Raw genomic sequence first — 22,448 nt, forward strand, 5'->3', positions numbered from 1 at the left:
GAGTACAAAATTGACAGTTTGACCAATAATTTTACAATGGCTTTCCGTTCATACCACCTGGCATCCAATGCCGTACCGGGCAAGCCTATCCAAAAAATGCACACTAAAATAAAGGTACAGGTCACATGCAAAAGAAAAATTGCCGTCCGCTCATAGTGGCGTTCATCATATCCGTCTGTTCTGTCAATGCCTGGTCGACACCAGGTGCGCCGGCTATTGCCTGGATGCCCACAGAATATACGGAAGGTACTGCCATTCCAGTAACTTGGAATATGTGGTGGGGTGAAAATGGCACCTCTTGGATTTTAATGTCGAACAACAGCCAGGTTTGCTCAGGTGACTTAACTCCAAATAGCAATAATGCCCAAAAGGCCAGTTGTACCATTGCCCCTGCTATTGGCACTCACCAGTTACAGGTGGTTCTCAGCAACGCAACAGGGTCCTCAACAAGTGCTGTTAAGACAGTGAATGTGGTTTCAGGGGATGGAACCTCACCGGACCCTCAGCCCACCCCAGACCCTGAGCTTGGTGATGCTCCCGCCAAACCTGTTATCGCCTGGATGGATACCAATCAGTCGGCGGGGGATATAACGGTCTCATGGAATATGTGGTGGGGTGTGAATGGGTCCAGTTGGGCACTGGAGTCTAATGGCTCAGAAGTGTGTAACAACACCCTGACTGTGAATGGAAACAATGCGCAGCACGGCAGTTGCACCGTGAACTTTGCGAAGGGCAGCTACGACCTTCAGGTGCTGTTGACCAATGCAGCAGGCTCTACCGCCAGTGATGTCAAAACCATCTCTGTTGGTGGTGCGGGAGGCGGCGTAGTGGGCAGTAGCGAAACTCCACTGCCAACGGATTATGCTTCACCGGGTTTGCGAAAGCATAAGCCCTATAACAACACAACAAATTCTGTGGTTGGGGCTTACTTTGTCGAGTGGGGCATATATGGCAGAAATTATCAACCCGCCCAGATACCTGCCTCCAATTTGACCCACCTGCTCTACGCCTTTATCCCTATTTGTGGACCAAACCAAAGTCTGCAGGATGCCAACCCCAGTGGATATAGTGCCTTGCAGCAATCCTGTCAGGGAAAACAGGATTTCGAAGTAACGGTGCACGATACATACGCAGCACTGGATAAACTCTATCCTAGTGACAATGATGCCCAGGACTATAAAGGTGTATTTAACCAGCTGCGCCGTATTAAATTGGCGAATCCTGATTTGGTGATTCTACCTTCCGTGGGCGGCTGGACACTTTCTGATCCTTTCTATTACTTCGATAATGCAGCCAACCGCAACGTATTTGTGGATTCCATGATTGAATTCCTGAAAACTTATACTTTCTTTGATGGTGTGGATATTGACTGGGAATATCCAGGTGGCGGCGGTGCCAACGCCGATCTTGGCAAAGAATCGGATGGCGAGACCTATGTCACCCTGATGAAAGACTTACGCACAGCCCTGGATGCCCTTGAGTCAGAAACCGGTCGCGACTATCAGCTGACCAGTGCTGTGGGTGTTTCACCCGCCAAAATCAGCAAGATTGATTACTCTCAGGCCAGCCCCTACATGGATTACATCTTTGCTATGAGCTACGACTACTATGGCGCCTGGAGCGAAGATCTGGGCCACCATGCCGGACTTTACCCGACAGGCAACGCTATTCATCCGGGATTCAGCGGTGATGAAACTGTCACCAATCTTCTCACTGCAGGTGTCCCCGCCAACAAGCTGGTGCTGGGTGTGGCCATGTATGGCCGGGGCTGGAAAGGGGTTTCCAATATGACCTCTCAAGACCCCTTCTCCGGAAAAGGGAATGGCCCCATCTCGCTGACGATGAGCAATGGTCACTGGGAGGCTGGCGTTGTGGACTACTTCCGCGTAGTGGAAGAAATGCTGGGGGGTGATCCCAATAGTTCAGGCGTAAACGGTTGGAGTGCAGTTTATGACGATACAGCGAAGTCGCCTTACGTATGGAAAGCCAGTACAGGTGAACTGATCACCTATGAGAATGGCAAATCCGCTAAAACCAAGGCGGAATATGTTCGCCAGCGCGGGCTCGCCGGTACCTTTTCCTGGGAGATTGACGCGGATAATGGAGACATTCTCAATGCGGCTCACGAGGGGCTCGGTCATCCACAGCAGTAAATAAAACCTACGGGATCGGAGGGGCGGCAACTGCCCCCCTCTGATTTTAGTGAAGCCTTTAACCCCACTTCCCCTTTCAGTGCCATCCCGCTGTTTTCCTGAATCAAAATTCATCGACCTCTCACAAACAGATGGATAGGGTGATGTCGGTGATTTACCCCATTAAAGCCGACCGAACATACCCTTGAAACACGCACTACCACCCCTCCATGGAACTGGCCACTTGCCAAAATAACAATTCGTCAATAAGGATTTTCAGGGGCCATTTCCCAGAATGGTGGTATCTTTAAATTCGGGTCTGGTGTTTTCAATGGCCCATTCAAACCGCAGGGAATTTTCATCGCCGAAATGCCCGCTATGAACAGCCCTATGCAGATTATCCACCCCACCATTGCATAAAGAATTCTGGTGTGAAAACGCCCTCGAATATCAGGCAAGCCCGGCACTATTTGGGTGACGAATAGCCATGAACATAACAAAGGGGCAGGTAGAGTACATTCCGAGCTTCACCACTGGCGTGATTTTTATCGTTTATGGTTAGACCCGCTATTTTTTTGAACCAGCGTAATCGGCTTAATTCCACACAAATACTACTGTTTTTCGTTGACTTGTAATCTGGCTAGACTAGTCTCCAACTGACTAACCAGGAGAAGAAAACCATGATTATTGCGACAGATATGCCTGAAGTCAGCAAGTGTGCCGTTACACAGTGCGCCTACAATGCCAATGACGGTTGCCACGCCAGAGCCATCACAATCGGCAATGGTGCAGACCCCGATTGCGATACCTTCCTCGCCAACGCAAAGCACACCAGCAGCGCCCGCACCGCCGGTGTCGGCGCCTGCAAAATGGAGGGTTGCAAATTCAATGATGATTTTGAGTGCTCTGCAGACAGTATCCAGGTTGGGCGCAACGGAAGCGCAAATAACTGCCTCAGCTATACCCACTGATTATACAGGTTTATTATTCACCCAATGATCAAATAGGTCATGGAAGACTTATTTGATTACAGGATTGGTGACAACAGCTTCCAATGTGGCGCTCCCCTCTTGCTGGCTGGCACTACCCAGCGGCTCCCAGATAATTCCCTCGCTGTTCGCAAACGCCTTGAGCAATGGCTGGTAACGCGCTTCCAGCACCTTGCGTCTAATCTTCATCGTTGGGGTAAGCAAGCCATTTACCGGTGTCCACTCCTCCTTGCCAATTAAAACAAGTTTAATTCGTTCATGGTGCGACAAGCGCTGATTCACAGCACCAAGCAGCCGCAGCAGCCGGGCGCTAATTTCTTTTCGCGGAAGTGTTTCTGCCAATTCAGATACAGTTGCCAGCAGCACCGGTTGATCCATTCCATGCCCAAGCACACAGCACTGTGCCAGAAGCGGTTCATTGCCGAAGGCTCCCTCCAGACAACTGGGTTGGATAAACTTCCCTTTACTGGTTTTAAAGGATTCGGCAATACGTCCGGTAACATGCAGCAGCCCATTCTCATCAATAAAACCGGAGTCCCCGGTATGGTAGTAGCCATCGCGAATAACTTCTGCAGTTTTCTCGGGCTCCCGATAATATCCCTTCATTAAAGAATCACTTTTAAACAGTATTTCGCCCTGGGCGGAAATTTTTAACTCACAGTTGTGCTGAGGTTTCCCTACGGTGCCCGGCACAGGGTCTTCATCCCTGTGCGCAATACAGCCATAGATAAAGTTTTCCGTCATACCGTAGCCATCTGCCAGCTTCATCCCCATACGGTGATACCAGCGCAATAACTCGACCGACGTTGGCGATGCCCCTGTCACCAGCAGTCGCGCCTGATCCAATCCCAGGCTGCTGCGTACCCGGTTCCTAAACCAAGTACTAAGGCCGGGTATACGCAATGCAATGCTCTGCACTGCGGGTGGAATTTTTTGATCAACCTGTTGCTTAAATCTGCCCCACAATCTGGGGACCGAAAAAAACATCGTGGGACGGGTACGCCGCAGATCTTCAAGGAAGGTTTCCAGAGATTCTGGAAAGTACACGGGTGTTCCCGAGTACAAACTGTGAAATTCTATCAGGATTCTCTCTGCCGCGTGGGCCAAAGGGAGATAGGAAAAGAAACGGTCCGACTCATTGTAACCATACCCTTTGACCATATTTGGCGCGACAAAAATCACCGATGACCAAGCATGCATCACGCCCTTCGGATGACCTGTGGTCCCAGAGGTATACATAATGGTGAAAACGTCATCCTTATCATATACCGGATTTTCATCGAAAGAGGCATTAGAGCTGATTACCGTTTCCAGTTCCTGGTCACAGTGAATTTCACAGCGCTGTATAGCCACGGTGGGGATGGAATCCACCACCGCCAGCAGAGCCTCCCGGTTATCCGTAGCCCCACAGAACAGCAGTTTAGATTCCGAGTGCTGCAATACATAGGACATGGAAGAGGCGGACTGGCCTGGATACAGGGGGACACTGATCATTTCAGCCAACATGATGCCCACATCCACGATCACCCAGTCAGCACAGTTTTTGGCATGAAGGGCAATCCGATCTCCGGGATTAAATTGACTGCGCAGAAAGCCCGCTATCCGTCTGGCCCTAGCCATCACGTCGCCCCAGGTGTAGTCCCGCCACTGACGCTGGTACATCTGCCGCAGGAAAACCTTGTCAGCCTCTTCAGCCTCCCTCTTATAGAGAAGCTCCAAAGGCTGCAGGCCTTTTATAGTCTCGTATCGCTCTTCCGGGTTCATCGCTTCCCTCGCTCATTATTGTCTGTATTGTGACCAGCCGCCCTTAACCTGTCCGGTTGCCGGTTTAATAATAGACGCCAAGGCGAGGCGGAAGTCGTTGCTCTTTCTCTTATTGGAATAGATACACGCCAACTATCCGGGGCTGCTAAGTATCCACGATAAACAGGCTGCCCATTTCGTTTTTGACCTGCACCATTAATGCACTGCAGCAGCTGCGCAGAGTCACTTGGTTAACAAGGGCCAGGCTCCTCCTATAGCCAGCAGCAGCTACCTGTTCCGTAAGCCCCCTTCCATCCGTTTACCAGGCAGATCAGTAACCGCAGCAGAAGCTCGCTCCTGTTATCTGCATCCGGAAAAAACAATTCCTGCGCAATTCCTTGGACATACTCAAACGGGCGGCCCGGCCGACAGCGGTTATCGACTACACCGTCCTCACCACACCTGACATCCAGGGCTTGATTGCGGTGATTGCCCCTGATACCGCAAATAGCGTCGGGTCAAAAGTGCAATTTCCAGTGTGAGGCTGTCGAATAATATTCGCGCGCAAAACAAGCCTGTGTCTATTTATAATGGGTACGTTTTGCTCGCTGGTAGTCGCTATGCCCAGACCCAAGTCCACCGCCACATTGGATGAAGTACACTGGAGTGCTTTGAAAACCCTCGTGCCCTACCTGCTGGAATTCCGCCGGGCGGTTGTTTTGGCGCTTCTATGCCTTATCGGCGCCAAGATCGCCGGAGTGACCCTGCCATTTATCCTCAAACACATCGTGGATGACCTGGATAGCGCCGGCGCCACTGCCCAGGCCGTTGCGCTGCCATTGGGACTGCTCCTGGCCTATGGTGCAGTACGCTTTTCGAATACCCTGTTCGGCGAGCTGCGCGATACCATCTTTGGCAGGGTAACCGAGCGCGCCCAGCGCAGAGTGGGACTGGAGGTCTTCCAGCACCTGCACACACTGGATCTGGATTTCCACCTGGACCGGCGCACCGGTGGCCTGTCCCGGGACATTGAGCGCGGCAACAGCGGCATCGGTTTTCTGATGCGCTTTATGGTATTCAATATCGTACCCACCCTGGTGGAAATCACCATGGTGGCGGGGCTCTTGTGGTGGAACTACAGCGGCGTTTTCGCCGTTGTGGTTCTGGCGGCAGTGATCGCCTATATCGGTTTTTCGGTGGTGGCCACGGAGTGGCGAACGCGCTTTGTGCGGGCACTTAACCAGGCGGAGTCCCAGGCCAGTAACCGGGCGGTGGACAGCCTGCTGAACTACGAGACGGTCAAGTACTTCACCAACGAGCAGCACGAGTCCGGCCACTACGACCACGAATTGGCAGTGTGGGAACAGGCGCGGCGCAGCAACCGCCTGTCACTGTTCGGATTGAACAGCGGCCAGGCCTTTATTATCGCCGGTGCCATGTGCACCGCTATGGTCCTTGCAGCGGCGGGGGTGGTCAGAGGGCAGATGAGTATTGGCGATTTTGTGCTGGTCAACGCCTTTATGATGCAGATTTTCATCCCGTTGAATTTCCTCGGCTTTGTTTATCGGGAAATGAAAGGCGCCCTTGCCAATATCGAAAAAATGTTTTCCCTGCTCGCCGTGAAACCGGCCGTGTCGGACATCTCCGGTGCCCAAACTCTGCAAGTGAATGGAGGCCGTATTGACTTCGAGGATGTCCAGTTTGGCTATAGGGACAACCGCAAGATCCTCAAGGGTATCAGTTTCTCGGTCCTGCCCCGCCAGAAAGTCGCTATTGTGGGTGCCAGCGGTGCTGGCAAGTCCACACTGTCCAAGTTGCTGTTTCGCTTCTACGAACCCGGTGCCGGCAGTATCCGCGTTGATGGCCAGGATATCCGCCAGGTCACCCAGGCATCCCTGCGCCGCATCATCGGTGTTGTACCCCAGGATGCAGTACTGTTTAACCAGTCGATCAAGGAAAATGTACGTTACGGCCGGGTTGATGCTGGTGATGAAGAGGTGATGCACGCAATCCGCCACGCGCACCTGTCCGATTTCGTGCAACAACTGCCCCAGGGGATCGATACCCTGGTGGGGGAGCGGGGCCTGAAACTCTCCGGCGGAGAGAAGCAGCGGGTAGCCATTGCCCGCGCACTGCTGAAAAAGCCACCGATTATGATTTTCGATGAAGCGACCTCTTCGCTGGACAGTCGCTCGGAGCGCAGCATTGTTGCCTCACTACAGGAAATCGCCCGCGAGCAGACGACCTTGGTTATCGCGCACCGCCTGTCGACCATTGTGGATGCGGATAAGATCCTGGTGATGGAACAGGGCCGGATCGTGGAGCAAGGCTCACACTCCCAGTTGCTGGCCTTGGCAGGGCATTACGCGACCCTTTGGCGTATTCAACAACAAGAGCGCGGCACCGAGGCAGAAACGGCGGCAGATGCCCCGCTTTCCTGACGGTTGATAATTTCGCACAGCCCGACTAATGTGGCGCCGGTAAAAGATAATGATAGGCAGAGCGATGATGACTATTCCCTTTCCGTCCACCAGGATAGCTGCCGCACTATTGGCACTGGCACTTATTGGCGGCTGTTCCAAGGATAAGCAAGCTGAGGAAATCTCCAGGGACGAAGCTAAAGCGCAGATCGTCGAGTCGGAGACTGTGACTCCCTCCAGCGGCCAGACTGTGGAAAACGCAGACAAGCGTTTCGATATTTATGTTCCGGTAGAGCTCACCGCGAACCTGAGCGGACTGTCGGACAACCAGCGTAAAATGATCGGCCTGCTGATTGATGCCAGCCAAGTTATGGATCGGTTGTTCTGGCTGCAATCCTATGGCCCGGCGGAAGTGCTGCTGCCGGATATCGAAGACGGCCGCGCGCGCAAATTTGCCGAGATTAACTACGGTCCCTGGGACCGTCTCAACGGCAACAAACCGTTTATTGTCGGTTACGGGCCAAAACCATCAGGCGCCAATTTTTATCCGGCGGATATGACCCGCAAGGAATTTGATGACTGGAACCAACCCGGAAAAGACGGCCTCTACTCCCTGGTGCGTCGCGATAGCACCGGCAACCTGGCACTGATACCTTACCACAATGCCTACAATGCCGAACTGAAGAAGGCCGCGGACATTCTGCGCCAGGCCGCAGCATTAGCCGAGAACAAGGCGTTTGCCCACTACCTGAACCTGCGCGCAGACGCACTCCTGACCGACAATTTCCGTCCCAGTGATATGGCCTGGATGGATATGAAGGAAAACGAGATCGACGTGGTGATCGGCCCTATTGAAAACTACGAGGACCAGCTGTTTGCCTACCGCACCGCCTACGAATCCTATGTCCTGTTGAAGGACAAGGCCTGGAGCGGAAAACTGGCCAAGTTTGCCGCGCTTTTACCCGAGTTGCAGAAGGGTCTGCCGGTTGAAGCGCAATACAAGTCTGAAAAGCCGGGTACGGACTCCGACCTGAACGCCTACGACGTGCTGTTCTATGCGGGCCACAGCAATGCCGGTTCCAAGACCATTGCCATCAATCTACCCAATGATGAAGAAGTGCAACTGGCCAAGGGCACCCGCCGCCTGCAGTTAAAAAATGCCATGCGCGCCAAATTCGATAAGATCCTGGTGCCCATCAGCGATGTGCTGATTGCTCCGGATCAACGCAAACACATCACCTTCCCCGCTTTCTTTGCCAACACCATGTTCCATGAAGTGGCCCACGGGCTCGGGATCAAAAAGACCCTGAATGGTGGCGAGAATGTTCGCCAGGCGCTGAAAGAGACTTCCTCCGCCCTGGAAGAAGGCAAGGCGGATATTCTCGGGCTGTATATGGTCACGCGCCTGTACGAGAAGGGGGAGATCGAGGATGGCGAGTTGATGGACAACTATGTCACTTTCCTTGCCGGAATCTTCCGCAGTGTTCGCTTTGGTGCCGCCAGTGCCCACGGCAAAGCCAATATGGTGCGTTTCAACTTCTTCAGAGACCAGGGTGCCTTTACCCGCGATGCCGCCACCGGGCAATACAACGTGGACTTCGAGCGAATGCAACAAGCCATGACCAATCTGTCCCGTCTGATCCTCACCATTCAGGGCGATGGCGACTACGCGCAGGCCAAGAACCTGCTCGCTGAGCAGGGCGTGATTGGCCCGGAACTGCAAACTGACCTGGACCGCCTTGCGAAAGCGAATATTCCTGTCGATGTGACCTTTATCCAGGGTAAGGCCGTACTGGGTCTCTAGTTATGGGGCTGAAGTACACCGCAGGATAGGAGAACCGGGGAAAGGAAAACCCCCTTTCCCTATCGAAAATTAGCCTGGTCGCCAGGATTCACCCGGCCATCAATCAGGCCGGGGATCAACCAGGTGATTGCCGGGTTCACCCTCTCTTCACCACTGACTCTTGAGCACACCTGTCACTCATCACTGAAGGAGCGATCACAATTCGGTCAGGGAGACCACCTCTATGCCCTGATCGGTATAGCGCCAGCACAAATTGAAATTGCATAATTTCATCCCATAGACCCGCCCTGGCGCCGATTTTTGGTAAGCGGGTCTTGGATCCTGTGCCAGTACCTGTGCAATCAAACTCGCAAGATCCGTTCCCCACCCATCGCGGTAAGCCCGGGCCTGGGCCAGAATAGGTTCGGGAATGGTAACCGGCGTCAGTGCCGGTGCAGAATCTGCAAAAGTACTCTGGGCTTCATCCACGGCATCGGCATAGGGGATATAGGGTTTGATGTCCACCACAGGCGTACCATCGACCAGATCGACGCCGGCGACGATCAATTCCACTTTCGGGGAAGTGCGCACTTCCAACAGGCGCACTACCGAAAAACCGATATTGTTGGGGCGAAAGGGGGAACGGGTGGCCAGTACCCCGAGTTTCCTGTTGCCGCCGAGACGCGGCGGACGCACCTTGGGAGACCAGTGCCCAGCAGCGCGATGGAATTGGAACACCACCCAGATATGGCTGTTTGCCTCCAGCCCCGCCACCGCATCTGCCACATTGACCGGCGGCAGCAGTTCAATACTTGCACGGCTGGCATCGGCGAGGCGGGGCTGCCGGGGAACACCAAACTTTTCACCGAAACAGGAATACACCCGTGCAATGGGCTCAACAACCATAGACATTACAATGCGTAGATTTCAGGCTGGTTATTTTAAACTCCTTGCTGCGCTTATTGATCGATACCACCGAGACAGAGATACTTGATTTCCAGATAATCGTCGATCCCATATTTGGAACCCTCGCGACCCTGGCCGGACTCTTTCACGCCGCCAAATGGGGCCATCTCATTGGAGATAACCCCCTCGTTGATTCCCACCATGCCATATTCCAGTCCCTCGGCGACACGACAGATACGGCCAATATCGCGGGAGTAGAAGTAAGAGGCGAGGCCAAACTCCGTATCGTTCGCCATACGAACCGCTTCCTCCTCGGTGGAGAATCTATACAGAGGGGCGACAGGCCCAAAAATTTCTTCTGTGAACAACTTCATCTGATCGCTTGCGTCACCGAGCACCACCGGGGCATAAAAACTGTCGCCCAAGGCGCTGGGGCCACCGGCGACCAGTGTCTGAGCCCCCTTCTGCAGCGCATCCTCCACCAGTGACTCCACCTTTTTAATCGCCTTGGCAGTAATCATCGGGCCGAGATCGGTATGGCCGTCAAAACCGTTACCCAATGTAAGGTTATTCACAGCTGCAGTAAATTTACTGGCAAATGCCTCATAAACGCCCTCTTGCACCAAAATGCGGTTGGCGCAGACACAGGTTTGACCGGCATTGCGATACTTGCAGATAATCGCCCCCTTCACCGCCTCGTCCAAATGCGCATCATCGAAGACAATAAACGGCGCATTCCCCCCCAGTTCCATCGAGGTTTTCTTCATGGTTTGCGCACACTGGGCCTGCAGCAGCTTGCCTACCGCAGTGGAACCGGTAAAGGTGAATTTGCGCACCAGCGGGTTCGAGGTCATCTCGGCGCCGATGGCGGGTGCATTTTCACCCGTCACAATATTGAAGATGCCTGCGGGAATGCCAGCTTCCTCCGCCAGTACCGCCAGTGCCAGGGCGGAAAGCGGTGTCTCTTGGGCGGGCTTGGCGATAAAGGGGCAGCCGGCGGCCAGGGCCGGTGCCATCTTGCGGGCAATCATGGCGCAGGGGAAATTCCACGGCGTTATAGAGCAGGTGACCCCCACAGGTTGCTTGATGACCACAATACGGCGATCACCGGCAGGCGGCGCTATCACGTCCCCGTAGGCACGCTTGGCCTCTTCGGAAAACCACTCGATATAGTTGGCGCTGTAGACAATTTCCGTTTGTGCTTCGGACAGGGGCTTGCCCTGTTCTGCGGTAAGAATCCTGGCCAGGTCATCGGTGTTGGCAATCACCAGGTCGTACCAGCGGCGCAGGGTTTTTGCCCGTTCTTTGACCGGAGTGCCCCGCCAGGCGGGCCAGGCGGCGGAGGCCGCCTCAATCGCGCGGCGGGTCTCATCCGCGCCCAGGTCGGAGACTTTGGCCACCACCTTGCCAGTAGCCGGGTCGGTGACATCGAAAGTTGCACCGGAATCCGCATTGATCCACTGACCGTTGATATACGACTCGGTGCGCAACAGCGCGGGGTTCTTTAGCTCCAGCATCATTTTCTCCTTGTGAAGTCTTCCCTGATGCCCGCCTCACGCGGGATCACCTGCTACGATAGCAACCCCTAATATACTCCTGCCCAGTATTATTGGCCGAAGCCTTGACAACAGAGACTGCCCCTATTCCATTTGAGCACTGCACGCATGCTGTGGTACCCAGCGGCTTGTATCCTGCAGATCTATTTTTTCTTTTTCACAAACTTCATCAGGCGGCGCTTCTTGGCCTTCTGCCGGTCAGTCAGTTTGTTTTTTTTGCCGGCATAAGGGTTGTCACCAGTGCGAAATTCAACCTTCACCGGCGTCCCCTGCAGCTCCAGGGCCTTGCGGAAAGTCTTTTCCAGATAGCGTACATAATGCGCAGGCACCTGCTCCGTCTGGTTGCCGTGAACCACGATCACCGGGGGGTTCTGTCCACCGGCATGGGCGTAGCGCAGCTTGATACGGTGGCCATTGACCAACGGAGGCTGGTGTTCGCTGACCGCCCAGCGCAATATCCGCGTTAGCTGATTGGTGGACAGTTTGTCCGTAGCACTCTGGTAAGCGGCCTCAATGGATTTGTACAAGTGGCCCACACCGGTGCCATGCAGGGCCGAAATAAAGTGTACATCGGCAAATTCCACAAAGCGCAGGCGGCGCTCCAGTTCCGCCTTGACATAATCGCGATGGTCTATCTCCAACCCATCCCACTTGTTCAGGGCCACCACCAGGGCTCGACCGGCCTGGATCACAGCCCCCATCAGGTGCATATCCTGATCCACCAGCCCCTCGCGGGCATCGATCACCAGCACCACCACATTGGCGTCTTCCACGGCTTGCAGGGTTTTGACAATGGAAAACTTTTCCACCGATTCCTTGATATTCTTGCGGCGCCGGACGCCGGCAGTATCAATCAGGGTATAGGGGTTCTCATCGCGTTCATAGTTGATATAGATACTGTCACGGGTGGTACCGGGCTGGTCGTAGACCACCACGCGATCTTCGCCCAACAGGCGGTTCACCAGGGTGGATTTACCCACATTGGGGCGCCCGACGATGGCGATCTTGATGCCGGTGGCCTCTTCAGTCTGAGCGGCTTCAAGTGGCTCAGACAGGTCTCCCAACACGCGCTGCATCAGGGTGCGCACACCGCGACCCTGAGTCGCAGTGGTGGGAAACACTTCACCAATGCCCAACTCGTAAAAAGGCGCCAGGGCAATATCCGGATTGACCCCGTCAACCTTGTTGGCGACCAGGAAGGTGGGCTTGGAGCGGATGCGCAGCTGATCGGCAATCATCTCGTCCGCCGATGTGAGGCCGGTGCGACTATCCACCAGGAAGAGCACAATATCCGCCTCTTCGATGGCCTGCATGGACTGTTCCGCCATCACCGCATCAATCCCCGCTTCCCCGCCGCTAATACCACCGGTATCGACAAGCAGCACTTTGCGTCCGTCAATTTCGGCTTCACCGTATTTGCGATCGCGCGTGAGCCCTGCGTAGTTGGCTACCAGAGCGTCGCGACGCCCTGTAAGACGGTTAAACAGTGTGGATTTGCCCACATTGGGGCGCCCGACCAGGGCGATTACTGGCAACATACAGATTCTGGCTTTGGCCCAATAAATACAATCGCCCGCACAGGGCGGGCGATGTCAATACATTTTGTCGGCAAGCTTTTTTCAGGCTCCGGCTCCAATGGCGAACCCCTCTTGGCCGACACTATTTTTCAGGGGACTAACCCCGTGTGAGGCGCAGAGCAACCAGCTTGCCGTCGTCCGACAGCACAAACAACAGATCACTGTCCACCAGCATGGGAATACGTATCGGGTCACCATCCACCTGCTCCCGGCCGATAAACTGGCCGGTGCCGGGATCCAGCAGGTGCAGGTAGCCCTCCAGATCTCCGACAACCACAACATCCTCAAAATACACTGGGCCACTCAGCTCACGGCGCAGCAGCGCGTTGTTGCTCCAGTCGATCTGACCATTGCCCACATTGTAGGCGTAGACACTGCCGGAGGCACCACTGAGAAAGACGTGGCCACCGCCCACTGCCACGGCGTGGTGGGTGGAAGCACCCCGCGCCCAGAGACCGCGACCGCCCTCCTTGGACAAGGCCACAACACGCCCCTGGTAACTGGCCGCGAAGACCAGATCGCCGCGCACCACCGGAGAGCCGTCGATATCCACAACCCGCTCCAGTTCCGCGGACCCCTGGGGAATGGCAACGCGCTGTTCCCAGCGGGGAATGCCATCGCGGGCATCCAGAGCAATCAGCTTGCCGTTGTCGAGCCCTGCGATGACCATACCGCCACTGATCACGGGCGCTGCCGTACCGCGCAGGGTCAATACCGGCAGACTGGTATTGTAATTCCAGAGTTCCTCTCCACTGCCGGCATCCAGCCCAACCAGTTTGCCGTCCACGGTTTGCAGCACCACCACGCCCGAGCCCACCGCTGGTGCAGACACAACCTCGCCGGATACCTGGTAGCTCCACAGCTCGCTGCCGCTGTTCAAATCCAGGGCCACAGCGCGACCACGATAGTCCGACACCACGGCGATACCGAGTCCGGCACCAACACCACCACTGAGTTCCACATCCAGATCGGTTTCCCAAAGTGTTGTGCCGGTGCTGCGTTCGAACGCAGTGACTTCGCCATCGCTGCTGGCAGCCACTAACCTGTCATCGGACAGGCTCGGCTGCAGCATGGCGTAGCGCTTCACATCAATACTGCCTACATCCGCAGACCAGACTTCGCGCAGCGACACGCTGGAGGTGATTTCCACCAACTCGAGCGGCTCTACCTCTTCCTTCTCATCGTTGGAGGCGCAGGCGCCCAGAGTAAATGCCAGAGCGGCAATCACCGCGCGCCGCACAGAGTGTTTCAGATATCCCATCAATCCTCTCCCCCCGATGTTGGCTCACTTGACTCCTCTTGCGGCATCCCATCGCCGCTGGCGGCTGCGAGGCTATCGGCCTTGAGACGCAGAAGCTGGGCACTGCCAGCCTGCTCCGGCAACAGCTCGGTCAACGCCTGTTCATAGGCAGCATGTGCACTCGCATCTTCCCCCTTCTGCTTCAGAATGTCACCGCGGGTTTCGGAATAGAGCGCGGCAAAGGCCGGGGGCACAGTACCCGCGACCAGCTCCAGGGCTTCATCCGGATTGCCCCGCGCGGCCACAACCGCGGCGAGACGGCGTTTGGCCAACAACTGCAAAGCGGTCTCACCGCTGTTGTCGAACACCCATTGCAACTGTTGCTGCGCAGCTTCCAGATTGTTGCTGTCAGCGGCAATGGCGGCCAGGCGCAGGGAGGCCTGGCTGGCGTAAATACGGCTGCCAAAATCGCTCTTCAATTGCTCGGCGAGCGTCTTCGCGGTCGTCAGCTGTTTGTTATCCGGCTGGTTGTTGTTGGCGGAGACGGCCTCCACAAAACTCTGGTACAGATCTGAGGCGGCTTCCGCTTTGGCGCGCTGATCGCCCTGCCACCATTGATAGCCAAAGTAACCGGCCAAAGCCAGGGCCACACCGGTCACAATGCCCCTGCCGTTCTCCGCCCACCAGCGTTTCAGGGTTTCGATTTGTTCTTGCTCAGTAATATGCTCAGCCATTGCGTAATTTGCCTTTCCGTTGTTTTTTCACTTTCCGGGCGGAATCCACCGCCACTCTTCACTGTTTGCTTCAGCCTTGTAGCAGGGCCGCCAGATCCGCCGGCGCAAGGGTTTGTTGCGACCGCTCGGAGCGCAGAAATTTCACTGTGATCTGACCATTTACAGCCTCGTTCTCACCGATAATGAGTGCGAAATCGGCACCACTTTTATCGGCCTTCTTCATTTGGCTCTTAAAGCTGCCGCCGCCACAATGGGCCTGCAGGCGCAACCAGGGCAACGCGTCACGCAGTTGCTCTGCCGCAGCCAGGGCGGCCGATTGTACATCCCCCACCGCCACCAGATAGGCGTCCACCTGCTGGACCAGGGTTTTCGGCAACGCCCCCAGGGTTTCCAGCATCAGCACCAGGCGTTCAACACCGAGGCCAAAGCCAACCGCCGGGGTGCCTTTGCCGCCCATCTGCTCCACCAAGCCATCGTAACGGCCGCCGGCGCAGACGGTACCCTGGGCGCCGAGACTGCCGGTGACCCATTCGAACACGGTCTTGCCGTAATAGTCGAGGCCGCGCACCAGGGTCGGGTTGATCTCGTATCTCACCTGCGCAGCATCCAGCAGTTCACGCAGCCGGGTCAAGTGCGCGGTGGATTCCTCGTCGAGGAAATCCAGTAGACAGGGTGCATTTGCCAACAGTTCCTGGGTTTGTGCACTCTTACTGTCGAGGATACGCAGCGGGTTGCGCTCCAGGCGGCGCTGGCTGTCCTCATCGAGCTGCGCGCGGCGCTCGCTCAGGTATCCCACCAGCGCATCGCGGTAGGCCGCGCGGCTGGCGGCATTTCCCAGAGAATTCAGCTGCAGGGAGACATGCTCGCTGATACCCAACTGGCGCCACAGTCGCGCGGTCATGATCAGGATTTCCGCATCGATATCCGGCCCTTCGATGCCAAACACCTCGACACCAAACTGATGAAACTGGCGCAGGCGGCCCTTTTGCGGGCGCTCGTAGCGAAACATGGGGCCGAAGTACCACAGGCGCTGGGCCTGGCCCAACAGATTGTTCTGAATAGCCGCGCGCACGGTGCCCGCGGTGCCCTCCGGGCGCAGGGTTATGCTATCGCCACTCTTGTCATCGAAGGTGTACATTTCCTTCTCGACAATATCGGTGGCCTCACCCACGGCGCGGCTGAACAATTGTGTGGCCTCCAGATGGGGGGTGCGAATTTCCCTGTAGCCGTAGCGGGCGAAGAGCTCGCTGAGAGTGGCCTCCACATACTGCCAAGCCGGAGACTGCTCCGGCAGCAGGTCGTTCATTCCGCGTATTGCGCGAAGCTGTTTCAATACCGTTCCTTACTGTTATCTCGCATAGTTGTCAGTATTTCGCAGACGCCAGGGTCCCTCGCGATCTGGCGATAATATCCGCCTCTCGCTCGGCCTTGGCCGCAGCCTTGTCGCGGATCAGGCGCTCCAGATCATCCACCAGGGTTTCACTCTTGAATTTTCGATCCGGCTGTCCATCGACATAAACAGCATGGCTCGGGGTGCCGCCGGTAAGACCGATATCCGCCTCCTTCGCTTCGCCGGGTCCATTGACGATACAGCCGATCACCGCCACATCCAATGCAGTGGTGACATCCTCCAGGCGCGTCTCCAGTTCGTTCATGGTTTTCACCACATCAAAATTCTGGCGCGAGCAACTGGGGCAGGCAATAAAGTTGATACCCTTGGTGCGCAGGCGCAGGCTTTTGAGCAGGTCCCAGCCCACCTTGACCTCTTCCACCGGGTCTGCGGCCAAAGATACCCGCAGGGTATCGCCGATACCGTCGAGCAGCAGGGCACCGAGACCGATGGCAGATTTCACCGTGCCCGCGCGCAGACCGCCGGCTTCGGTAATCCCCAGATGCAGCGGCTGTTCAATCTGCCGGGCCAGTTTGCGGTAGGCAGCCGTGGCCATAAAGATATCCGAGGCCTTGACGCTGACCTTGAAGTGTTGGAAATCCAGGTTGTCCAGGATTTCAACATGGCGCAGGGCGGACTCCACCAGCGCATCGGGCGTGGGTTCGCGATATTTTTTTTGCAGGTCTTTTTCCAGGGAGCCCGCATTGACGCCGATGCGAATGGGGATATTCAGGTCGCGGGCCTTGTCCACCACCGCGCGAATGCGTTTTTCGCGACCAATATTGCCGGGGTTGATGCGCAGGCAGTCCACCCCCAGGTCAGCCACCCGCAGGGCAATACGGTAGTCGAAATGGATATCCGCGACCAGCGGTACACTGACCTGCTTCCTGATTGCTCCGAAGGCATCAGCGGCGTCCATGCTGGGCACCGACACCCGTACGATATCGGCACCAGCCCGCTCCAGGCGCTGGATCTGCGCCACAGTGGCCGCCACATCACAGGTTTCAGTATTGGTCATACTCTGCACCGAAATCGGCGCATCGCCGCCGACGGGCACATCACCCACCATGATCTGGCGCGACTTGCGGCGGACAATGGAAGACTCGAATTGCATAGCGCTGACCTGGAGGTATTGCTGCTGAAAATTGAGGGGGGAATTATAGAGAGATTGGGCACAAACCTACAGAGGTCCCTGCCGCACCGGGATGACCATCTCAATTGCCGACAATAAGGCGGCGTGTGCGGCGGTTGCCGATCGGTTCGCTATCGACGGTTTTCTCCAGGTAGACAACGTGGGTCGCGCGCGCATTGCCGAGCATCAACTCGAAAGGCGCGCGGCCGTCAAGGGACTTGGAAGTCCCGCCCTCCTGAACGCCCGCCAGCAGTACAACACCGCCGGCATCCTTGACTTCAATCCAGGCATCCTCGTCGAAACGAAGACGCAGGGGCCCCTGCAGTGACCTGTCCAGCGCGGCCAATTCGGACGATAGGGCCAGCGCAGATTCCTCAGCTTGGGGGAGATCGGTTTGCAGGATCGGGGATCCGGAAACCACCGCGGTATCCCCGTGATCGCCCACTCCCCCGGCTTGGACAGGCTCTGTCTGGGGCGTCGCACGCACGGATCCCTCCACAGCTTCTGTCTGGGCAACTTCCCCGGACGGCGAGGCAACCCCCTGCCCTTCCGTCAGCGATGCCATTACCCGCACTTGCGGAATAGACACCGGGCCACCGTACAGCCACCAAAAAATACCCGCTGCAGCCAGCAGGGGCAACAGAGCCAGCAACCCCTGGGGGCGCCTGCGCGCCGGGCGCAGGGCATGGGTCATTTCCAGGTGCCGGGCCTCGGTGCGCACTTCCGGTTGCGGACGGCATGCCTCATAGGCCGCCAGCACCGGCTCAGAGGGGATGCTCAGCTCTCGGCAGATATTGCGAATATAACCCCGCGCATAGACCATTTCCGGCTGGCGCTGGTAAATGTCATCTTCTAAGTATTCCACCGCATTGTCGATAATACACAGGCGCTGGGAGAGTTCCCTGCGGGACAGGCCGGCAGCCTCGCGCGCTGTGCGCAGCAGGTTGCCGGGGGAGATGGGGGACTTCTGTGCACTGGGCATGGCATCGGCACTGTCGCAGTGCATGGAACTGCTATCCGTCATTACCACTCAACTCCTGATATTTCAGTGTCTCCGCAGAGTACGGGTACAAATTCTTCAAGGCAAGCGCGTAACTGAGTTCCTTGTTCCGGTTGCCAAACCGCTTCTCAATACGGATACCCAGCCACAGGGACTGGGGAATCTGGCGGTTGTTCTCACTGTACTTATCCAGGTACTGTTTGGCCGCAGCGTAGTCACCGGCTTCAAGCCTCATCTCCGCCATTTCGAGCAGAGCCCCGGGCAGGTCGGCATTCAGGGCCAATGCCCGAGCGTAGGCACTCTCGGCCTCTTCCAACATACCCAAACGGCGGGCAGTGCGACCGTAATTCACCAGGGCGAAGAACCGGCGGTTATAGCTCAGGTCACCGGAGGCGTGACGAAACTGCTTCAGGGCCTCCTTGTAACGAGCCTGTTGATAGAGGAATACCCCGTAGTTGGTACGCGCCATGGAAAACTGTCCGCCATAGCGCAGCGCTTTTTTAAAGTGGGACTCTGCCACCCCCAATTCTCCATCCGCCTGGTACAGCAGGGCCAGGCCGTGATGTGCGAGGGGGTTTTTCCCGCCCAGTTCCAGTGCTTTGTTGAAGTGGTGCCGAGCCAGCTCGCGGTTCTTGTCATTGCGTAAATAGCGCAGCCCGAGCTGAACATGCGTCTCAAGGGCCTTTTCAAGGTTGACTTCCCGGCGCTCCGGCAGTCCGGTTGTTACACAGCTACTCAGCAGCACGGTCAGAATCAGCCCAGCCAAGGGCAGGCCAAGGGGTTTAACGAACACAACATCACCTATGGATTTATTCTTCATTTTTTCTGACTGGCCAGTGCGGCAGGTGCAGGTTGAGCACCTCATCGCAGGGCCAAAGACACCCGCAAGATTCAACACTGCCGACACCCCGCCCCCGCTTCGCCAGTCTATGCTCTAAGGCTCTGCATCTGTCTCTCGAACCCGTACGCTGTTTCGAACTCAGAAGGATCTCAACCCCAATCAGTCTCCCAGTTATACTGCCGCAAAGCCCTATCAATTGCAGCCCTGTACCCCTTTAGTTCCATTTTGCAACCCAGCAGTTGGTATCACCGGATTTCTGCGGCGCAGGGTTGGGACACAACGCCATGCCGATTCCACCCTGATTGGTCCCGTCCACGCCTTCATGGAGAGCGTGGGTCCATACACCCTTTGCAGCAAGAGACACCCTACCGCCAAGGCCGGGATTATGGGATTCAGGCGTATCACTTAATGCGCCAACAAATTCGGCAATATAGATGCCTTTTTGTGCACAAATAGAGACTCACGTATGGCTACTGTTGACCCGATACAGCGGAGTCACAGGTTAGCACAATCCCCAAGAGATACGGTCTGCGCCCTGCGCACTCACTGCTCAGGGGTGCGAGACAAACAGATCGGAAAAGCCGGCCTGATCGCCCGGGCAATCAACCCATTAGGCGTACCGGCCGCTCGGCGTCCCGGTAACGCTCGGCGCGGCGGGTGCGGTCATTCACACTGCCGGCCAACTGACCACAGGCCGCATCAATATCACCACCGCGGGTTGTGCGCACCGTTACGGTAAAGCCTTTATCCAGCAAAATCTGTTGAAAGCGTCGCAAAGCATTGTTACTGACACGCTGGTAACTGGACAGTTCAAACGGATTGAAGGGAATCAGGTTGATTTTAACCGGTACATCGCGCAGCAATTCAGCCAACTGTTGTGCGTGTTCGGGGCGATCGTTGACCTCACGAATCAGTGTGTATTCGATGGTCATTTTACGATGGGTATCCGGCATGCGCTCGATATAGCGTTGGGCGGAATCCAACAGGGTGGCGATGGGATACTTTTTATTAATCGGTACCAGCGTATTGCGCAACGCATCGGTGGGCGCGTGCAGGGAAATCGCCAGGCTTACATCGGTGACATCCGCCAAGCGGTCCAGCGCCGGCACCACACCGGAGGTGGAGAGGGTCACACGGCGTTTGGAAATGCCGTAGGCATTGTCCTCCATCATGAGGTTCATGGCATCGACCACATTGTCGAAATTGAGCAGCGGCTCGCCCATGCCCATCATAACGACATTGGTGATCTTGCGCGGCCCTTTCGGCTCCAGCTGGCCGAAGGACTTACAGGCCAACCACACCTGGCCGATGATTTCCGCCGCACTCAAATCGCGGTTAAAACCCTGCTTGCCGGTGGCACAGAAACTGCAATCCAGAGAGCAGCCCACCTGTGAGGAAACACAAAGGGTACCGCGGTCACCATCGGGTATATAAACAGTCTCAACGGCACTGCCACCGCCAGCATTAATCAGCCATTTGCGCGTGCCATCGACGGAGTCCCACTGACCCAACACGTCCGGTACACGGATTTCGGCCACTTCCGTCAATTTTCGGCGCAGGTTCTTGCTGACATTGGTCATCTCAGCAAAATCATCCACCCCGTTCTGGTGAATCCATTTCAACACCTGGACCGCACGGAAGCGTTTTTCGCCCAGCGACTCAAAGAATGCGGCCAGCTTTTCGACCGAGAGGCCGAGCAGGTTGGTTTTCTCAGTTTGCGCTAGGGTCATTGCATTCACCTCGGGTACGAACTGCGCCTGCCCTGCCGGGGCCGGTGCGGTTTGGTTGCGCAGATCAGGCGCGCGGGCAGATTTCGTCTCCGCTGAAGAAGTAGCCTATTTCACGGGTTGCAGACTCTTCAGAATCGGAGCCATGCACCGCATTGGCATCGATGCTCTCAGCAAAGTCGGCGCGGATAGTACCGGCAGCGGCTTCCTTGGGGTTGGTGGCACCCATCAGTTCGCGGTTGGCGAGGATGGCGTTCTCCCCTTCCAGAACCTGAACAACCACCGGGCCGGAAGTCATGAAATCGACCAGATCCTTGAAAAACGGACGCGCTTTGTGCTCAGCATAGAAACCTTCGGCTTTCTCGCGGGACAGCTGCAGCATCTTCATGGCAACGATGTTCAGGCCGGCCTTCTCAAAACGGCTCTCAATTTCACCGATTGCACTCTTGGCTACAGCGTCCGGTTTGATAATGGAAAGGGTGCGCTCCAGGGCCATGTTTATCTCCAAATTTTGTTATCGTAACTGAACTTACAGACAGAAAGAGCAACCTGCGCAGTTGCTCTTCCCTGATATTCCTTCTATACCCACCGGTGGGTACGCAATTTCTTGTCGCCGTATTTTGCGGCGGGCGGATTATACGGGGTATTGATCGACTTTTATACTCCAAGCCAACACCACCACTGGCAATCTATTCCCGCTCTTCGATCCAGGCGGCCTGTATTGCCTCCAGAATCTTCTCGCCGCAGCGTTCCGGGTCGTCGTCAAAACCGGGGAGCTGCGTAACCCAATGGCGCAGATCAACAAAATTGACCGCAAGTGGGTCAACATCCCTGTGCGCTTCACTGAGCTCTATGGCAATATCGTGAATATCTGTCCACTTCATAAGGTTTGCTGCCTCGCTATCCGGGCCGGTCAGTGCTTTTCCGAAACCTGGTTGATGGTGTATTTGGGAATCTCCACTACCAGGTCTTCCTCCTCGACAATCGCCTGGCAGGACAGGCGCGATTCCGGCTCCAAACCCCAGGCCTTGTCCAGCAGGTCCTCCTCCAGCTCATCGGGCTCCTGCAGGGAATCGAAGCCTTCCCGTACAATCACATGACAAGTGGTACAGGCACAGGCCTTCTCGCAGGCGTGCTCGATCTCTATACCATTGGTCAGCGCAGCATCGATAACGCTGACGCCGCTGGCCACTTCCACCACCTTGCCCTCAGGGCAAATATCGGCGTGGGGTAAAAATATTATCTTCGGCATGGGGGTAATAACTCTCTGAGGCCGCA

Annotated in this window: 19 protein-coding genes; 4 read left to right on the forward strand and 15 right to left on the reverse strand. The window is 56.0% G+C overall.

All coding sequences use genetic code 11. From position 1 onward, the window contains the following. Positions 1 to 121: 121 nt before the first annotated feature. Positions 122 to 385 (reverse strand): hypothetical protein, encoded by a 264-nt coding sequence (locus tag ACL7TT_RS08835; RefSeq protein WP_413394869.1) that lies wholly within the window; start codon positions 383 to 385, stop codon positions 122 to 124. On the opposite strand from ACL7TT_RS08835, the gene ACL7TT_RS08840 reads away from it, so the two are divergent. Together ACL7TT_RS08840 and ACL7TT_RS08845 are read left to right on the forward strand one after the other, a co-directional pair. Next, positions 273 to 2,153: a glycosyl hydrolase family 18 protein gene (locus tag ACL7TT_RS08840; protein ID WP_413394864.1), complete on the forward strand. Its 1,881-nt coding sequence runs from the start codon at positions 273 to 275 to the stop codon at positions 2,151 to 2,153. The two genes, ACL7TT_RS08835 and ACL7TT_RS08840, sit on opposite strands and share 113 nt — an antisense overlap. A gap of 659 nt (positions 2,154 to 2,812) precedes the next feature. Further along, positions 2,813 to 3,103, forward strand: coding sequence for a DUF1540 domain-containing protein (locus ACL7TT_RS08845; RefSeq protein WP_413394789.1), 291 nt, complete (start codon positions 2,813 to 2,815; stop codon positions 3,101 to 3,103). Positions 3,104 to 3,151: 48 nt separating this feature from the next. On the opposite strand, the gene ACL7TT_RS08850 is transcribed toward ACL7TT_RS08845, so the two are convergent. Then, positions 3,152 to 4,885 (reverse strand): AMP-binding protein, encoded by a 1,734-nt coding sequence (locus tag ACL7TT_RS08850; protein ID WP_413394791.1) that lies wholly within the window; start codon positions 4,883 to 4,885, stop codon positions 3,152 to 3,154. A 599-nt stretch (positions 4,886 to 5,484) separates the two neighbouring features. On the opposite strand from ACL7TT_RS08850, the gene ACL7TT_RS08855 reads away from it, so the two are divergent. After that, positions 5,485 to 7,305 carry an ABCB family ABC transporter ATP-binding protein/permease gene (locus ACL7TT_RS08855; RefSeq protein ID WP_413394793.1) on the forward strand — a complete coding sequence of 607 codons (1,821 nt, stop codon included), beginning with the start codon at positions 5,485 to 5,487 and terminating at the stop codon, positions 7,303 to 7,305. A gap of 67 nt (positions 7,306 to 7,372) precedes the next feature. After that, entirely contained in the window at positions 7,373 to 9,088 is a 1,716-nt protein-coding gene (locus tag ACL7TT_RS08860; RefSeq protein WP_413394795.1) for a dipeptidyl-peptidase 3 family protein, read from the forward strand. Between the two features lie 195 nt (positions 9,089 to 9,283). On the opposite strand, the gene tsaA is transcribed toward ACL7TT_RS08860, so the two are convergent. The 13 genes from tsaA to fdx form a co-directional block, all read right to left on the reverse strand. Continuing rightward, positions 9,284 to 9,973: a tRNA (N6-threonylcarbamoyladenosine(37)-N6)-methyltransferase TrmO gene (tsaA, locus tag ACL7TT_RS08865; RefSeq protein WP_413394796.1), complete on the reverse strand. Its 690-nt coding sequence runs from the start codon at positions 9,971 to 9,973 to the stop codon at positions 9,284 to 9,286. A 53-nt stretch (positions 9,974 to 10,026) separates the two neighbouring features. Beyond that, positions 10,027 to 11,493 (reverse strand): NAD-dependent succinate-semialdehyde dehydrogenase, encoded by a 1,467-nt coding sequence (locus ACL7TT_RS08870; RefSeq protein ID WP_413394798.1) that lies wholly within the window; start codon positions 11,491 to 11,493, stop codon positions 10,027 to 10,029. A 179-nt stretch (positions 11,494 to 11,672) separates the two neighbouring features. Then, on the reverse strand, positions 11,673 to 13,067 hold the full coding sequence (gene der, locus ACL7TT_RS08875; protein WP_413394799.1) for a ribosome biogenesis GTPase Der: 1,395 nt from the start codon (positions 13,065 to 13,067) through the stop codon (positions 11,673 to 11,675). Positions 13,068 to 13,203: 136 nt separating this feature from the next. Further along, a complete protein-coding gene (bamB, locus tag ACL7TT_RS08880; protein ID WP_299942980.1) occupies positions 13,204 to 14,367 on the reverse strand; it encodes an outer membrane protein assembly factor BamB in 1,164 nt (387 codons plus the stop codon). Beyond that, complete coding sequence (locus ACL7TT_RS08885; RefSeq protein ID WP_413394800.1) at positions 14,367 to 15,080, reverse strand: YfgM family protein; 714 nt, start codon at positions 15,078 to 15,080, stop codon at positions 14,367 to 14,369. The genes bamB and ACL7TT_RS08885 overlap by 1 nt, the downstream gene beginning before the upstream one ends. Positions 15,081 to 15,150: 70 nt before the next feature. Next, positions 15,151 to 16,413: a histidine--tRNA ligase gene (gene hisS / locus ACL7TT_RS08890; protein WP_413394802.1), complete on the reverse strand. Its 1,263-nt coding sequence runs from the start codon at positions 16,411 to 16,413 to the stop codon at positions 15,151 to 15,153. Positions 16,414 to 16,444: 31 nt separating this feature from the next. Then, on the reverse strand, positions 16,445 to 17,584 hold the full coding sequence (gene ispG, locus ACL7TT_RS08895; protein WP_413394804.1) for a flavodoxin-dependent (E)-4-hydroxy-3-methylbut-2-enyl-diphosphate synthase: 1,140 nt from the start codon (positions 17,582 to 17,584) through the stop codon (positions 16,445 to 16,447). Positions 17,585 to 17,684: 100 nt separating this feature from the next. Next, positions 17,685 to 18,626 carry a RodZ domain-containing protein gene (locus ACL7TT_RS08900; protein ID WP_413394806.1) on the reverse strand — a complete coding sequence of 314 codons (942 nt, stop codon included), beginning with the start codon at positions 18,624 to 18,626 and terminating at the stop codon, positions 17,685 to 17,687. Then, complete coding sequence (pilW, locus tag ACL7TT_RS08905) at positions 18,616 to 19,395, reverse strand: type IV pilus biogenesis/stability protein PilW (protein ID WP_413394808.1); 780 nt, start codon at positions 19,393 to 19,395, stop codon at positions 18,616 to 18,618. Before pilW ends, ACL7TT_RS08900 begins: the two co-directional genes overlap by 11 nt. A gap of 650 nt (positions 19,396 to 20,045) precedes the next feature. Beyond that, complete coding sequence (rlmN, locus tag ACL7TT_RS08910) at positions 20,046 to 21,173, reverse strand: dual-specificity RNA methyltransferase RlmN (RefSeq protein ID WP_413394810.1); 1,128 nt, start codon at positions 21,171 to 21,173, stop codon at positions 20,046 to 20,048. 64 nt (positions 21,174 to 21,237) lie between these two features. Next, positions 21,238 to 21,666 carry a nucleoside-diphosphate kinase gene (gene ndk / locus ACL7TT_RS08915; protein ID WP_413394812.1) on the reverse strand — a complete coding sequence of 143 codons (429 nt, stop codon included), beginning with the start codon at positions 21,664 to 21,666 and terminating at the stop codon, positions 21,238 to 21,240. Between the two features lie 193 nt (positions 21,667 to 21,859). Beyond that, positions 21,860 to 22,054, reverse strand: a complete 195-nt coding sequence (gene iscX / locus ACL7TT_RS08920) for a Fe-S cluster assembly protein IscX (RefSeq protein WP_413394814.1) — start codon at positions 22,052 to 22,054, stop codon at positions 21,860 to 21,862. A gap of 29 nt (positions 22,055 to 22,083) precedes the next feature. Further along, the gene (gene fdx, locus ACL7TT_RS08925; protein ID WP_299942962.1) at positions 22,084 to 22,422 is read right to left on the reverse strand and encodes an ISC system 2Fe-2S type ferredoxin; all 339 of its coding nucleotides are present in this window, start codon (positions 22,420 to 22,422) and stop codon (positions 22,084 to 22,086) included. Positions 22,423 to 22,448 lie beyond the last annotated feature (26 nt).

Origin of the sequence: Microbulbifer jejuensis (assembly GCF_047289955.1) — a bacterium.
GTDB lineage: Bacteria > Pseudomonadota > Gammaproteobacteria > Pseudomonadales > Cellvibrionaceae > Microbulbifer.